The sequence below is a fragment of the Allobosea sp. 2KB_26 genome (assembly GCF_052115715.1).
Lineage (GTDB): Bacteria > Pseudomonadota > Alphaproteobacteria > Rhizobiales > Beijerinckiaceae > Allobosea.
In genome coordinates this window covers 19,414-33,460 of record NZ_JBFRHE010000011.1, presented here as the reverse complement: position 1 = coordinate 33,460, position 14,047 = coordinate 19,414, and the positions used below count along the sequence as shown (strand labels likewise).

The following is a 14,047-nucleotide window of genomic DNA, read 5'->3' as shown; positions in this document are numbered from 1 at the left end:
CTATCGGTAGCTTCGCTTCTCCCGACGCCTCTGTCATCCCGGGTGTTCGCGTCCGGCTCCGTCGGGCACTACCTCGTTTTGACCGTGGTTCTTGCGTTCTTCGCTTTCCTTTTCGGCGCATTGGCGCGCCATGGCCTCGGGGCCGCATTGGGGCGGAGCCCGGCCGAGGCCCTCCGCACTTTGACGGCGAAGTTCGTCACTGGCGCAGCATCCCTCGCGGGTGCGCTTCTGCTCTGCGACATTCTCTTCCAGTGGCGCAACTCACACCGGTTCGGCCAGCCCGCGAATATGGCCGAAGATATCGGCTACTTCGGCGGGTTCGTCGGCTCGGCTGCCTTCATCGCGTTCAGTGTCTCGCTCGTCTCGAAATGGGGATTACGAAACGCGATCGACCTGGACGGCGTTGCGCCGAAGCGGGAACAGCGCCAGCCGACGAACTCGGCCGCCGTGGTCGGCCTGCAAGGCTCGCCGGTCTCCGATGTCGCTATTTCTGCATCGTCGGAGCAGCCGCCAGTCGCCCCGCGGCCCGAGGCACGTCCATCCAGCAACCTCTTCGTGAAGCATTGGCGGGGAGAGATTTCGCTCGGCTGGTCGTATTGGGGCGTCGCCTTCGTCGGCAACGTGCTGGCCTTGCTCGCGATACTTGGCGTCAACCAGCTGTTCACGACGGATAAGGGGTTTGATCCCGGCCCCATTTTCTGGCTGCAAGTGACGGTGTGGGCGATTGTTCTCGTCGTGACGGTCTGGCAGGTCGTGGGCACCTGGCGGTCGGCGACGAACCATGCCGCCCGCAGGATTGCAGCAAACCTCGGTACGGGTTGGGCGACCGCTGCGAAGGTCATGCTCGCCATCGGCGTCATCCGAACGATTGCCGAGTTCTCGCAGGGCGGCGCCCTTCAGATCGCCGAGACCTATGACATGGCGTTTCGGGGCGATCCCAGGACGCCGGCATATTCCCTGCGCGTCATGAGGAACGGAACCGAGATAGAGGTCACGGGCGGCTTCAAGTTCGGCTTGACCGCCGACTTCGAGCGTGTGGTCAGCGCCTCGCCGCGGATCCGCGTCGTCCACCTCACCAGCGTCGGCGGCCGCATCGGGGAAGCGGCAAAGCTCAACGATGCGATCAGGAAGCGGGGTCTCGTCACCTATGTGTCGACGCGCTGCACGTCAGCCTGCACCTTGGCGTTCGCTTCCGGCCGCGAGCGCTGGCTCAACAAGGGCGGCAAGCTGGGCTTCCACGGACCCTCTTTCCCGGGCATGACGTCCGCCGATCTGGAAGGCGCGGCCCGATCATGGAAGGCGCAGTATACCTCGGCCGGGTTCGCGGCCGGCTTCGTCGACCGGGCCCTCGCCGTCCCGAGCGCGGAGATGTGGTATCCGACCGAGCGGGAAATGCTGGCCGCCGGAGTCATAACGAACGTATCGGACGGGTCTCAGTTCGCCGCGTCGGGCTATGAGAGGGACACCACCAAGGACATGGTGGCCGAAGGGCTCGCCAAGTACATCCCCGCCTTTGCCGCCATGAAGACCCGGCTTCCGCAGGACTACCAGCGCATCGCCCAAGCCTATTTCGATGGCTATATGAACGGGCAGACCGAAAACCAGTTGATCGCCACCTTCCGCGAGCAGCTGTTGTCCGTGATCAAAGTCCACAAGGCGCGCGCCGACGATTCCGTACTAATCGATTCTGCTCGCTTGGCGCTGGATCAGTACATCGTGCTAGGCCAGCGAAACCCGACGCTTTGCTATCGGTACGCGGCGGGCCTGGGAGCCGTGAACTTGTCGGGCGAACTGCCGCCTGCACTGATTCAGCGGGAGCTGGCGCTCGGCGAGCGCGTGATCGCCACGTCCGCTCCCCGCCCGCCCGTAAATTCCCAGATGGTCGAGGCGCTGCTGGTGCGTGTTCACACGACCTTGGCCAAGCGGTTCACGCGTGAGAAATTGGGCATATTCCAGCTGTCATCGGTGCCGCCGTCGCGGCATGCCGAGTACTGCGCCATCACGGCGGCGATGTATCAGGAGATTCTCGCGATGCGTCCCGTGGAGGCCGCCGTAATCCTGCGAAGCCTCGAGACCTGATAGGATCAGATCCTGAAGGCGATGATCGCGAGGACGGCGACGATCGCCGGACGCCCCCGCTATGCGATGTTGGACGTCTTCCCCTGAGCGGCTCCCCGGTCGCCCGCACGCTCCAGGGTCCCGATCAGGTCGGGCCAGCGCTTATGAAAGAAGCGGGTCGAGCTGCCTTCCGGCTCCTCACCCGCAAACGGAACCAGTGTGGGATCGACCGGTTCAATCGCGCCCCGGGGGTGCGAAAGGCTCGGTGCGGCCCAGCTGATCACCGACTACAAGCTGGTGCGCGGCGGGCAACCAGGCCGGCGTCCCCCCGCCTGATGCGCAAGCGCGACAACCGATGGGTCATCGCCCTCAACCACGTCTCGCAGATCGAAAGCAGCACGCAGGTGGGAAATGCCCCTGGGCTCTGACCAAGATGCGGGCGACCGTCAGAGCCGCGCACGCGTCGCGGCGTGAACAGCGCCGCGACGCCCGGTCGGGCGTTCACGCAGCCAGTACGGTAACAGGCGTTCCGGGGGCGACGCGTGCGTAGAGATGCACGATGTCCTGATTGATCATCCGGATGCAGCCCGACGAGACGTTGGTGCCGACACTGTAGGGCTCCAGAGTGCCGTGAATTCGGTAGCCAAGATCCCGACCTTCGCCAAAAAGATACAGAGTACGCGCGCCCAGCGGACTATTGGGACCGCCGCGCACGCCAAGGCCCCTCGGCGTCTTCTCGAGTTGGGCCTTGATGGCTGGCTCACGCTCAATCATTTCGCGCGGCGGAACCCAATCGGGCCAGTCCCGCTTCATGTTGACCCGCGCCAAGCCGGACCAGGCGAAGCCCTCACGTCCAACACCGACGCCATAGCGGGTCGCAACTCGGGGCGTTTCGACGAAATAGAGATGGTAAGAGGCCGGATCGACGATGATCGAGCCCGGGGTCTCCTCTCGCGTAAGCTCGACGGTCTGGCGCAGATAGGCCGGATCAATCTTTCGATAATCCACCGTCCGGACCGCAAACCGCTCACCCGGATAATCCGTGTAGACCTCGGCGTAGTTCGGGCGCGCCAATGTGCGCGTCGGGCTCGCTCTGGCTGGGGAAAGAGCTGGCAGCCCGACGCTGCTTCTCGTGCCGCATCCCGCGAGCCCGGCAGCGGCAAAGGTCAAGGCAGACATGGTAAAGCAACGGCGGGTCGGCATGGATGTCTCTCAGGCAAGGCTTTGGAGAAACATGGACTTAGATCGTTAGGGCCACGTTAACCCGACTCAGAACGGCGAAACCGCTGCGGGCCACCGCCTACCACGTGACCTTGACGCCGTGGCGGCCGTGGGAGCGCCCGTCGAAGCCGACCGAGTAGCCCGCTGAGCGCGGTGTTGCGGGCGATCTACGCGTCGCCGCCGACCTTGACCTCCGGCTCCGATCGACCTGTGCCGAGATATCCTCGCGTCCCACCGGCTTGCCGCCCAAGGCATCGCACGCTATTCCCGCTTGAATACAGCGCTTCGATGCCGATCCGGCATCCTGGCATTGCACGTCCGGCTCTTTCGTCGGCTTGCGGGAGGATAGTCATGAAATCGCGCGTCCCGGCTCTTCTGCTGGCCTTGTTGCTTGCGCCGCTGATGGCGATGCCCGGCCATGCCGAGCGGATCGTCACCGACCAGCTCGGGCGGACAGTGACGCTGCCCGACACCGTCTCGCGGGCCGTCGTGCTCCAGCACCAGACGCTCAATCTCGTCGTCCAGATGAACGCGACCGGCAAGCTCGCCGGCATTCTCGACCAGTGGAAGCAGCAGCTCGGCGCGAACTATGCCCGTCTTGCTCCCGAGCTCGCAAAACTGCCGATGCCGGGCGGCCTGACCAAGATCAATATCGAGGCGCTGCTGCAGCTGAAGCCCGATGCGGTCTTCGTCACCAACTATGCGCCGGCAGAGATGATCGGCCAGATCGGGAAGGCCGGCATTCCCGTGATCGCGATCTCGCTGCTGAGCGCATCTCCGGGCGAGGCGACCAAGGTCAGTCCTGTCGTCGCCGACGAGCAAGCTGCCTATGAAAGCGGCTTCGCCGAGGGCGTCAGGCTGGTCGGCACAGTGCTCGACCGCAAGGCCGAGGCCGAGGCGCTGGTCGCCTACGCCCAGGCCAAGCGCAAGCTGGTTGCCGAGAGGCTCGCCTCGGTCGCGCCGGTGCAGCGCGTCAGCGCCTATATGGCCAATCCCGACCTCAACACCTATGGCTCGGGCAAATATACCGGCATCATGATGAACCGTGCCGGCGCGGCCAATGTCGCCGCCGCCTTGCAGGGCTTCAAGCAGGTGACGATGGAGGATGTCCTGAAATGGAACCCCGCCGTCATCTTCGTGCAGGAGCGCTATCCTGAGGTGGTCGAGGAGATCCGGCGCGCCCCGGCCTGGCAGCCGATCGAGGCGGTCAAGGCGGGCCGCATCTACCTGATGCCGGAATATGCCAAAGCCTGGGGCTATCCCATGCCCGAGGCAATGGCGCTGGGTGAGCTCTGGATGGCCAAGAAGCTCTATCCCGACCGCTTCGCCGATATCGACATGCAGGCCGAGGCGGACGCCTATTACAGGCGCTTCTACCGCATCGGCTACGATTCCTTCCATTGACGGCGGGCGCCGACCGCCGCGTGGCGCGCAGAACGCATTGGGCCGGTCCCGGCCTCGTGCTGGCGCTGCTGGCAGGCGCGCTCGTGCTCGTCCTGCTGGTCTCGCTCGGCATCGGCCGCTACGGCATTTCGCCTTCCCGTGTCGGGCAGATCCTGCTGGGTTTCGACGGCATGGATGCGATCGAGCGCCATGTCGTGCTGACGGTCAGGTTGCCGCGCGTCCTGACCGCGCTTGCCGCCGGTGCGGGGCTCGCCCTGTGCGGGGCGGCGCTGCAGGGGGTGTTCCGCAACCCGCTGGTCGGCCCGCATATCATCGGCGTCTCGACCGGAGCGGCCTTCGGCGGCACGCTCGCGATCCTGATGAGCGGGTCGCGCGGGCTCCTGCTGCTGCTGGCCTTTCTCTTCGGCATGCTGGCCCTGCTGATGGTCTACGCGCTGAACGCGCTGGTGGCGCGGCGCAACATGCTGGTCCTGGTGCTGGCCGGCGTCGTCGTCAGCGGCTTCTTCGGCGCGCTGGTGAGCCTGGCGCAATATCTCGCCGATGCCGAGGAGAAGCTGCCGCGCATCGTGTTCTGGCTGCTCGGCTCCTTCGCCACCGCCGATTATGACAAGCTCGCGCTGATGCTGGGGCTGCTCGCGCCGGGCGCCGCCCTGCTCCTGCTGCTGCGTTGGCGCATCAACATCCTGTCGCTGGGCGAGGAGGAGGCCCGCGCGCTCGGCGTCCGGACCGAGCCGACGCGCTGGCTCGTGCTGGTGCTGATCGGGCTGATCGTCTCGGCCCAGGTCGCCGTCAGCGGCGTGATCGGCTGGATCGGCCTCGTCATCCCGCATCTGGCGCGGATGCTGGTCGGCCCCGACCATCGCGCCCTCCTGCCGGCGGCGATGCTTGCCGGCGGGCTGTTCATGGTGCTGGTCGATGATCTCGCACGCACATTGAGCCAGAGCGAGATCCCGCTCGGCATCCTGACGGCGCTGATCGGCGCGCCGGTCTTCGCGCTGGTCTTCCTGCGCGCCACCGGCTCGGAGCGCGGCCATGGCTGAACCGCGCATCCGGGCCGAGCAGGCCGGCCATTCCTATGACGGCCGGCGCTGGCAGTTCCGCGGGCTCGACCTGACGATTTCTGCGGGCGAGATCGTCGCGGTGCTCGGACCCAACGGGCGCGGAAAATCCACCTTGCTGCGCGCTGTCGCCGGCCTGATCGCACCCAATGCCGGCCGCATCGCGGTCGCGGCCGCCGTCGGTTTCGTGCCGCAGGCCTTCATGCCGGCCTTTTCCTACAGCGCTTTCGAAATCGTGCTGATGGGGCGAACGCGGCACATCCCCCTGTTGCGTTCGCCCGGACAACGCGACCGCGAGATCGCGTCGGCCTGCCTTGCCGAACTCGGCATCGCGGCACTCGCGGAACGCACCTTCACGTCGCTCTCGGGCGGCGAGCGGCAGCTCGTCCTGATCGCCCAGGCGCTCGCCGGCGAAACACCGATCCTGCTGCTCGACGAGCCCGCCGCCGCGCTCGACCTGCACCATCAGGACGAGGTCATGGCGCTGATCCGCACCATCTGCGACGACCGGCAGCTCGCGGTGCTGTTCACGACGCATCATCCCGACCACGCCTTCGCCATCGCCGACCGGGTGCTGCTGATGGGCGACGACGAAGGGCATCTGATCGGCCCGACGGCCGAGACGATGACGGAGGCCCATCTCGCGGACCTCTACAAGGTGCCGGTGCGCCTTCTGCGCTTTGCAGCCGAAGGCCGGGAACTGACCGCCTTCGCCCCGGTTTTCCGCAGCCAGGTTTTGCGTAGCCAGGTCTTGCGTAGCCAGGTCTCGCGCGATGAGGTCTTGCGCGATCAGGCCTCGTGCGGCGAAGTCTTGTGCGGCGGCAAACCGGTTTCGGGAGACAGCCATGCCAAGTGAGATCGCCGCAACCCACCCCGTCAGGCTCTATGCCGCGGGCAGCCTGCGCCGCGCCTTCGGGGAGATTCTGCCGCTGTTCGAGCAGGCCCACGCGATCCGTGTGGAGGCGCTCTTCGGCCCGGCCGGACTGCTGCGCCAGCGCATCGAGGCCGGCGCGGCGCCTGATGTCTTCGCGTCCGCCAATCTGGACCATCCCCGCCGATTGTTCGAAGCTGGTCTTTTCGACGAGCCGATCTGCTTTGCCCGCAATCCGTTCTGTGCCGTCATCCGCCGCACTCTCGGCATCCCATCCGCCGGACTGATCGACGCCATGCTCGATCCCGCGCTCATGCTCGCGACCTCGACGCCGGGCGCCGACCCATCCGGCGATTATGCCGAGATGGTCTTTGCGCGGATCGACCGGCTGAGACCGGGCGCAGGCGCGGTGCTTGCCGCCAAGGCTCGCCGGCTGCTCGGCGGCGGCTTCGCGTCAGACGTTCCGGCCGGGCGCGCGCCGGCCGCATGGCTCATCGAGACGGGACAGGCCGATATCGTCCTCGGTTACCTATCCGGCACAGTGGGGCTCGATCCCTCCGGCCCTTGCGCGGCCGTCGATCTGCCTCAGGGCTGCGCGGTGACGGCGTCCTACGGTCTGGCCGTCGCGCGCGGGACCGGGCAGCGCGGGTACGACCTTGCTGCCTTCCTGACAGGCGGCGAGGCCGGGGCGTTGCTCCATCGCAATGGCTTCATCGCCCCCAACCACGTTTCACAGAGCAAGACCATCCATGTCGGTGCGAAGGCAGCGGCGCGAGGCTGAATCGACGCGCCGGCCCCTGTCTCACGGCACCACCCTGCCCGTCGCCATTGATACGCCGCGCGGCCCGAGACAGGTCGCGGCCAGGGGCGGGCAAGAGCCAGCTCCGCACAAGCGGGAAACGGAGTTTCACGCGCTGACAGCCGGGCCCTTAGCATGCTCCCGTCAGGTCAGACCCAATGGCAGCGGCGGATCCGCCTGCCGAACCGGTCACGGTGCATACGGCAGACCTGGCGCCGATGGCGGCGATGGTGCCTGCGATGCTGCGGCGGACGGTGATGCCGATGATCCCAATCCGAACCGCGCTGTTGGGCCCAGTCCAATGGCGTTCCGTCCGGGAGCGTCAGATCGGAAACATCTGCGTTTGGCGCCTCGGGCGCCTGGAGCCGTGGGGCAGCTTGCACATCCCGGGGCCGCAAAGTGAGGGCCAGGCCAAGAGTGAGGCCCAGAAATCCTGTCAGGAATGCCCGGCGTTCCATGGTTTCACCTCCTGCTATGAACTGCTGGCCTCACACAGTGCCATTGAACTCGAGGCGGCCTGATCTGCCGCCTCCTCGGGAATGCGTGGGGAACGCGCGGCAGCCCGATTTGTTCGGCACTGAGGTTCACGAAGACGATGCGGGGCAGCTGTCCGCCAGGCCGGGGCGTGGGGAGCCCTTGCATGAATTCCGCGGACGCTTCGTCGAGAGTTCCCGCGGTCTGCGCCGGCAATGAGGTCGCTGATGCGGCCCGACCGACGGCAACCGCAAGGCCGCCACCGCGCAGGGCTGCAGGGACGGATCGACATTCAACGCGCCTCAAGCTTCACAGTCGACAAACCAGGAGCTTTGTTCACGTTGATGGCGCAGCGATCTCAACCGTGCTCATGGCGCGTCGGTATGTGTCCAGCTGCAGCGTCATGTCCACGCGGTCCATGCCGGGCGCAAAGCCGTCCGGTACGCGGGTGGTTTCGACGAAGCCATAATGCGCGAAGAACCCGCAACTATGCTGGGTGGTCTCGATGGTCACCGTCTCGAACGCCGGTTCCGCGGCGATCTGCGCCAGGCGCTCGCTCAGCAGGCGCTCGCCCAGCCGTCGACCATGCAGGTCGCCCCGCACCATGCCCCAGCATAGGACGGCGACCGAGGGATCTTCGCCCTCGCCGGCATAGCCGCCGCAGCCCAGCGGCTCGCCGTCCATCGACTCCAGCATGAAATAGGGCCCCGGCATCTCGTCGAGGAAGGCAAGGAAATCGGCCTTCTCGGCCGCGGCGAAGGAACGGGGCACATTGCTCTCGAACAGCGCCAGCCCGCGTTCACGGTCCTCCGCCCGCCACGGGCGCAGGCGCACCCTTGCGGCCGGCGCGTTCGGGTTCGATTGGGCGTGGCGGATCCTGGACATGAACAAACCTCAACCGTGAAGACAGGCCTCGCCGCGCACTGACACCCGTGCACGGCGAAATCGTACAGGGCCAGTCGATCATGGCGTGTGTTTGTCGGCCGCATCGCTCACCTCATCCTGCCCCACAGCTATTGCAGGCCTCCCGAAAACGGCGCCCCGAGAATCGCGCATCCGGCCGGCCGAGGGATTGATGGTGGCGATGATGCCGGTGTCGCCGATCTCGGCAGACAGGATCGCCGGAGGTGGCGTAGCATGGTCCGCCTCTGCCAGGGTCGAACGCCCCCAAGCTCGAAGCCCCGCCCGCCACCACCCTCTTTGACCGACGCTCGGAATAATGGCCATGGTCGCCTTGAGCCAGGAGCCCCCTGCCCATGTCTTTCCTGCCCATGTCTTCCCGTGACCAAGCCTTCCGTGACCAAGCCTTCCCCGCTATGACCCAGCGCGTCCTCCTCGCCGGCAGTACCGGGCTGGTCGGCAGCCTCGTCCGCGCCCGGCTCGCGGCACGCCCCGACATCGATCTCGTCAGCCTCGTGCGGCGGGGCGCGTCTGCGCCCGGGCACGAGGTCGATTTCGAACAGCTTTGCGAAGCGCCCGAGACCGTCCTGAGGCCTTTCGCGCCCGAAGGCATCGACGTCGCGATCTCCTGCCTCGGCACGACCATCCGCACGGCGGGATCGCAGCCGGCCATGTTCCGCGTCGACCATGATTATGTGCTGGCCGTCGCCAGGGCCGCGCGAGCGCTCGGGGCCCGGCAGTTCATCCTGGTGACCGCCGTGGGCGCCGGCGGTCCCGGCTTCTACCTGCAGACCAAGGGTGCCATCGAGCGGGCTGTCGCCGATCTCGGCTTCGAGCAGGTGGACCTGATCCGGCCCGGGTTCCTTCTCGGCGGGCGCGCCGAGCGGCGGGTCTGGGAGGCGATCGGCCAGCGCGTCTTCGCGGCGCTCACCCCGATCATGCTCGGCCCCCTGTCCCGCTACGGGGCCATCCCCGCCGAGACGGTGGCAGACGCGATCGTCACGCTCATCGGCGACGTGGCGCCCGGCCGGCACCTGTACGAGAACGCCGACATGCGTCGGCTTTCCCAGGCGACGCGAGCCAGCGCCGAGAGGACGGGCCACCCCGCCCCGTGAACGCCATCCGGGTCGCCCCCGCGGCAGTGTCAGCAGGAACAGCCGGAGATCGCCATTCCGGGCGGGCCGGAGCGTCTCAATGCCCTTCGAACAGCAATCTCCGGCCGATGCCAGGAACGCGGCGATCGAAGCCGTCTCCATCGAAGAGGATGTGTGCCTCCTCGATCGTCGCGACGGCCGCGTGAGTCTTGCGCAGGCGAGCGGACGAAAATGGGAGGCTGGCCATGCGGGCAAAGCCCGCGCGGCGCATCCTCCGCTCTGACGCGCTGTCGGGGGTCTAGGCTGGGGCGCACGATCGGGCGTGCCTGGGCGAGCTTCTCTCCTTGGCGGCGTGAGCCAGGCTGGTGCTATGGCCGTGCCGAAGGTGGCTTGCTGCCCTTCGCCCGCGCCAATGCACCGGTCCAGGTCGCGCCGATACCGGAACTTGGGCAGCCCTCCCAAGCTGACACCAGCAGCGTGAACGGCGACGCCCAGCGCTCGTAGATCAGTGGAAATTTCGCGACGCTGGATGCGCTACCTGATATGGATAGCGCGGGGCTGTGTGATCCACAGTGGTGGTCGTGATGCGCGAAGAGTTTCCAGCTCATCCGCACCCTCATCGCAGGCTTGCGGCTATCCTCGCGGCGGACATCGTCGGTTACAGCCAGATGATGGGCCGCGACGAGGAGGGAACGGTTCGTCGGTTGAAGCAGGTTCGCCGCGAGATCGTCGATCCCACACTCGAAGAGCACTACGGGAGGCTCATAAAGAACACCGGCGATGGCTTCCTCGCTATGTTCGACAGTCCGCTCGAAGCCGTGAGATGCGCGATTGTCATTCAGCAGTCCGTGACGGCAAGGAACACCGATCTCCCGCGTGATGACAGACTGCAATACCGGATAGGGGTGAACCTAGGCGACGTTATCGTTGAGCCCGACGATGTCTTTGGCGATGGCGTCAATATCGCCGCCCGCCTGGAGGCTCTAGCGACGCCCGGCGGCGTCTATATCTCAGGCGGTGTCTACGAACAGATCAAGAATAAGCTGGTTTGCGGATATCAGTCGCTTGGCGACGAGAAGCTGAAGAACATTACCGACCCTGTTCGCATCTATCGTGTTCTTCCCGATCCGGCGGCCTTCACTCGCGCGACGAAGAAGAGACGGCTCTTTTTGATCCCTGCGGGGATCGCGGCAGCCTTTGCGCTCGTTGCCGCAGGCCTCTACTCCGCCAGCTACTTGGTCGGCGGAAAGCCAAGTCTGGTGTCTGTCGAACAGAGCCCGAAATGGGTGCCCGTCCCGCTCGTCACCGTGACAAACGAACCTGCTCGTGCCCCGCGGGTTGAGCCGCCAGCAATCAACAATGCGGATGCGGCTAAACCTTTGGCGCCATCGGCCGATCCCACACCTGGCGCCCCAGCTTCGGATCGCGCCCCAGCTTCAGATCCGCAGGTCGCGATTTTGACTCCGAACCGTCCTGCTGCACGGATCATCCAAACCGCCTCCGGCTTCCGGGACTGCGAAACCTGCCCCGAGATGATCCGCATACCCGGCGGGTCCTTTCGGATGGGTAGCGACGAAGACCCTTCGGAGCAACCGATCCGAACCGTGACCATCTCGCCGTTTGCAATCGGCTTGTCTCCCATCTCCGTCGCTGAGTGGAATCGATGCGCGGCGGCAAAGGGCTGCAACTTGGCGCTCGACGGAAGCGACACAGCGCCAGCCCGCAATCTGAGCTGGCTCGATGCTAAGCAGTATGCGGACTGGCTCGCGCAATTGACCGGAAAACCATACCGATTGCCGAGCGAAGCGGAGTGGGAATACGCCGCAAGGGCGCGCACCTCGACCCGCTTTTGGTGGGGGCAAGAGCTCGAACCCGGCAAGGCCAATTGCAAGGACTGCGGCGGGCCTCAAGATCCGAAGGTTCCGATGCCGGTCGGCAGTTTCGCACGCAATGCATTCGGCGGTGCCGATTTCGGAGGCGGTGTCGCGCAGTGGGTTGCCGATTGCTGGCTGCCCAACTACCGGGATGCGCCGTTGGACGGCTCCCCTCGGACGGCTGAGAATTGCCGCGAGAATGTCTTGAGAGGCGGCTCCTGGCGAAGCAACGCCGCCTCGGTGAGGCCAGCGAGCCGGACCCATTACGATACGGGCGTCCGTTACCCTGCACACGGATTCAGGATAGCTCGCTCGCTCTGACAGGAGGGTTCCATGGGCCGATCCGCCGGCGGCATCTTTCTCGCCTTTGCTGTAGTGAGCCTTTTCCCGCTCGAAACCTTGGCGCAGACAGCACCAGCCCCAACGCCCTCCACACCGCAACGCGCGCCTTCTCCGGATGCGCGCCTGTACATCATCTATCCTTGGGACGGAGCGCAGATTCGCGGCGAATTCTGGGTGCGATTCGGCCTCCGGAATATGGGCGTGACGCAGGCCGGCAGCTCCGCTCCGAACGCCGGACATCACCACCTCCTGGTCGATGTCACCGATGAGATCGATCCGGAAGAGCCGCTTCCGACAGACAACAAGCACCTTCACTTCGGTGCGGGTCAGACGGAGGCGAGGCTTGAGCTGCCGCCTGGAAAACATACCCTCCAATTGGTGCTCGGCGACCCAGACCACAGGCCCTTCAAACCGATGCTCATCTCGAAGAAGGTGACCATAACCGTGTTGCCAGCGGCGCCGGCGAGAACGTCGAAGAAGGTCAGTGGGAAGGGTACTTAAGGCGAAGGGAGCCCGCTCCAGACAGTGAACCTCTGCGAGAGCGCTTAGCCGCGAGCGCGCCGCACTCGATACCAGCATCTGTCGCCATCTCGCGCATTGCGACGGCTCGCCGCGAGACAATTGCAGCGAAGCCACGCCGGCGAGATTCGAGGTGTCCAGGCTCCGCGGCCTGGCGGTGAACCTGCCGGGGCGCCGAGCCTGATGCCGCGTCAAGTGCTTATAGAGCGGTGCGGGGGCTCTGATGCAGGGCTGGTTCGACCCAATGCCTTGCATCATGTTTCATACGGCAGCCGGTGCGCCCTCGCGGCGGCACGTTCACGCTCAACAGGATCTGATCGATGCTAGTGGATGACTTCCGTTCGGATACGGTCACGCGCCCCGATGCGGGGATGCGGGCTGCCATGGCTGCGGCCGAGGTTGGCGACGCCGTCTATGATGACTGCCCGACCACCAGTCGCCTGGAAGCGATCGTCGCCGAGCGATTGGGAAAGGAAGCCGCGCTTTTCTTCCCCACTGGCACGCAAGCGAACCTGGCCGGGCTGATGGCCCATTGCGGCCGCGGCGACGAATATCTCGTTGGCCAGATGGCTCACACCTATCGGCTCGAGGGCGGCGGCGCCGCAGTCCTGGGCTCGATCCAGCCGCAGCCCTTGCCCAATGAGCCGGACGGAACGATTGCGCTGGACGCCATTGCGAACGCGATCAAGCCGAACGACTTTCACTTCGCGGTCACGCGGCTGCTGGCGCTGGAAAACACGTTCAACGGCCTGGTCCTGCCCGACGCCTATCTGCAGGCCGCAACGCAGCTCGCCCGCTCGCGCGGGCTTGCAACGCATCTGGACGGTGCCCGGCTGATGAACGCCGCAGCGGCGAGCGGCCGGGACGCGGCATGGATCGCGGCGCAGTTCGACACCCTGTCCCTGTGTCTCTCCAAGGGGTTGGGCGCGCCGGTCGGATCCGTCCTCGTCGGCCCCAGGGACTTCATCGAAAAATCCCGCCGGATCAGGAAAATGCTGGGCGGCGGCATGCGCCAGACCGGCGTGCTGGCCGCGGCCGCGATCTACGCATTGGAGCACAACGTCACGCGGCTCAGCGACGATCACCGGCGCGCCGCGGATCTTGCGACCGTGCTGGCACGTTTTCCCGAGCTTGGCGCGGGACCGTCACGCACGAACATGGTGTTCATGACGCCCCAGGGGCTCGACACCAGCGCTTTCGGCGCGTTCCTGCGCAGCCGCGGCATTGCGGTGGGCGGGCGCTACGGAACGCTGCGTTGGGTGACCCATCTCGACGTCGGCGACGCGTCCGTCGCGCGGGTTGCCGAGGCCTGCGAGGTCTTCTTTGACCGGCAAAGCGCGCCCGCCGGCTTGAGCGCGCAAGCCTGACTGCCGGGCGCGGGACGCGGGTGGGTCTGACGAGACGCCGGCACCACACGACCGGCGGCCTCGACC

General features: G+C 66.1%; 13 protein-coding genes. 11 read left to right on the top strand and 2 right to left on the bottom strand.

All coding sequences use genetic code 11. From position 1 onward, the window contains the following. The first annotated feature begins 78 nt into the window (after positions 1-78). Complete coding sequence (locus AB4099_RS24560) at positions 79-2,079, top strand: COG3904 family protein (protein ID WP_441479965.1); 2,001 nt, start codon at positions 79-81, stop codon at positions 2,077-2,079. Between the two features lie 480 nt (positions 2,080-2,559). Here AB4099_RS24560 and AB4099_RS24555 read toward each other — a convergent pair whose 3' ends face one another. After that, positions 2,560-3,261: a L,D-transpeptidase gene (locus AB4099_RS24555; RefSeq protein ID WP_441479964.1), complete on the bottom strand. Its 702-nt coding sequence runs from the start codon at positions 3,259-3,261 to the stop codon at positions 2,560-2,562. A gap of 369 nt (positions 3,262-3,630) precedes the next feature. Between AB4099_RS24555 and AB4099_RS24550 the strand changes: the two genes are divergently transcribed. The 5 genes from AB4099_RS24550 to AB4099_RS24530 all read left to right on the top strand — a co-directional run bounded on the left by AB4099_RS24550 (position 3,631) and on the right by AB4099_RS24530 (position 7,932). Next, positions 3,631-4,683, top strand: a complete 1,053-nt coding sequence (locus tag AB4099_RS24550; RefSeq protein ID WP_441479963.1) for an ABC transporter substrate-binding protein — start codon at positions 3,631-3,633, stop codon at positions 4,681-4,683. Positions 4,684-4,703: 20 nt separating this feature from the next. Continuing rightward, positions 4,704-5,723, top strand: a complete 1,020-nt coding sequence (locus tag AB4099_RS24545; RefSeq protein WP_441479962.1) for a FecCD family ABC transporter permease — start codon at positions 4,704-4,706, stop codon at positions 5,721-5,723. Then, positions 5,716-6,597, top strand: coding sequence for an ABC transporter ATP-binding protein (locus AB4099_RS24540; protein WP_441479961.1), 882 nt, complete (start codon positions 5,716-5,718; stop codon positions 6,595-6,597). Before AB4099_RS24545 ends, AB4099_RS24540 begins: the two co-directional genes overlap by 8 nt. Next, positions 6,587-7,393 (top strand): substrate-binding domain-containing protein, encoded by an 807-nt coding sequence (locus tag AB4099_RS24535; protein ID WP_441479960.1) that lies wholly within the window; start codon positions 6,587-6,589, stop codon positions 7,391-7,393. Before AB4099_RS24540 ends, AB4099_RS24535 begins: the two co-directional genes overlap by 11 nt. A 176-nt stretch (positions 7,394-7,569) precedes the next feature. Further along, a complete protein-coding gene (locus tag AB4099_RS24530; RefSeq protein ID WP_113511835.1) occupies positions 7,570-7,932 on the top strand; it encodes a hypothetical protein in 363 nt (120 codons plus the stop codon). Positions 7,933-8,221: 289 nt separating this feature from the next. On the opposite strand, the gene AB4099_RS24525 is transcribed toward AB4099_RS24530, so the two are convergent. Then, complete coding sequence (locus AB4099_RS24525; RefSeq protein WP_441479959.1) at positions 8,222-8,770, bottom strand: GNAT family N-acetyltransferase; 549 nt, start codon at positions 8,768-8,770, stop codon at positions 8,222-8,224. A gap of 371 nt (positions 8,771-9,141) precedes the next feature. Between AB4099_RS24525 and AB4099_RS24520 the strand changes: the two genes are divergently transcribed. From AB4099_RS24520 to ltaE, 5 genes are all read left to right on the top strand, one after another. Further along, on the top strand, positions 9,142-9,900 hold the full coding sequence (locus AB4099_RS24520; RefSeq protein ID WP_441479958.1) for an NAD(P)H-binding protein: 759 nt from the start codon (positions 9,142-9,144) through the stop codon (positions 9,898-9,900). Between the two features lie 79 nt (positions 9,901-9,979). After that, positions 9,980-10,162, top strand: a complete 183-nt coding sequence (locus AB4099_RS24515; protein WP_441479957.1) for a hypothetical protein — start codon at positions 9,980-9,982, stop codon at positions 10,160-10,162. Between the two features lie 301 nt (positions 10,163-10,463). Next, complete coding sequence (locus tag AB4099_RS24510) at positions 10,464-12,074, top strand: SUMF1/EgtB/PvdO family nonheme iron enzyme (RefSeq protein WP_441479956.1); 1,611 nt, start codon at positions 10,464-10,466, stop codon at positions 12,072-12,074. A 12-nt stretch (positions 12,075-12,086) separates the two neighbouring features. Further along, a complete protein-coding gene (locus AB4099_RS24505; protein ID WP_441479955.1) occupies positions 12,087-12,596 on the top strand; it encodes a DUF4399 domain-containing protein in 510 nt (169 codons plus the stop codon). A 338-nt stretch (positions 12,597-12,934) separates the two neighbouring features. Continuing rightward, entirely contained in the window at positions 12,935-13,981 is a 1,047-nt protein-coding gene (gene ltaE, locus AB4099_RS24500) for a low-specificity L-threonine aldolase (protein WP_441479954.1), read from the top strand. Positions 13,982-14,047 lie beyond the last annotated feature (66 nt).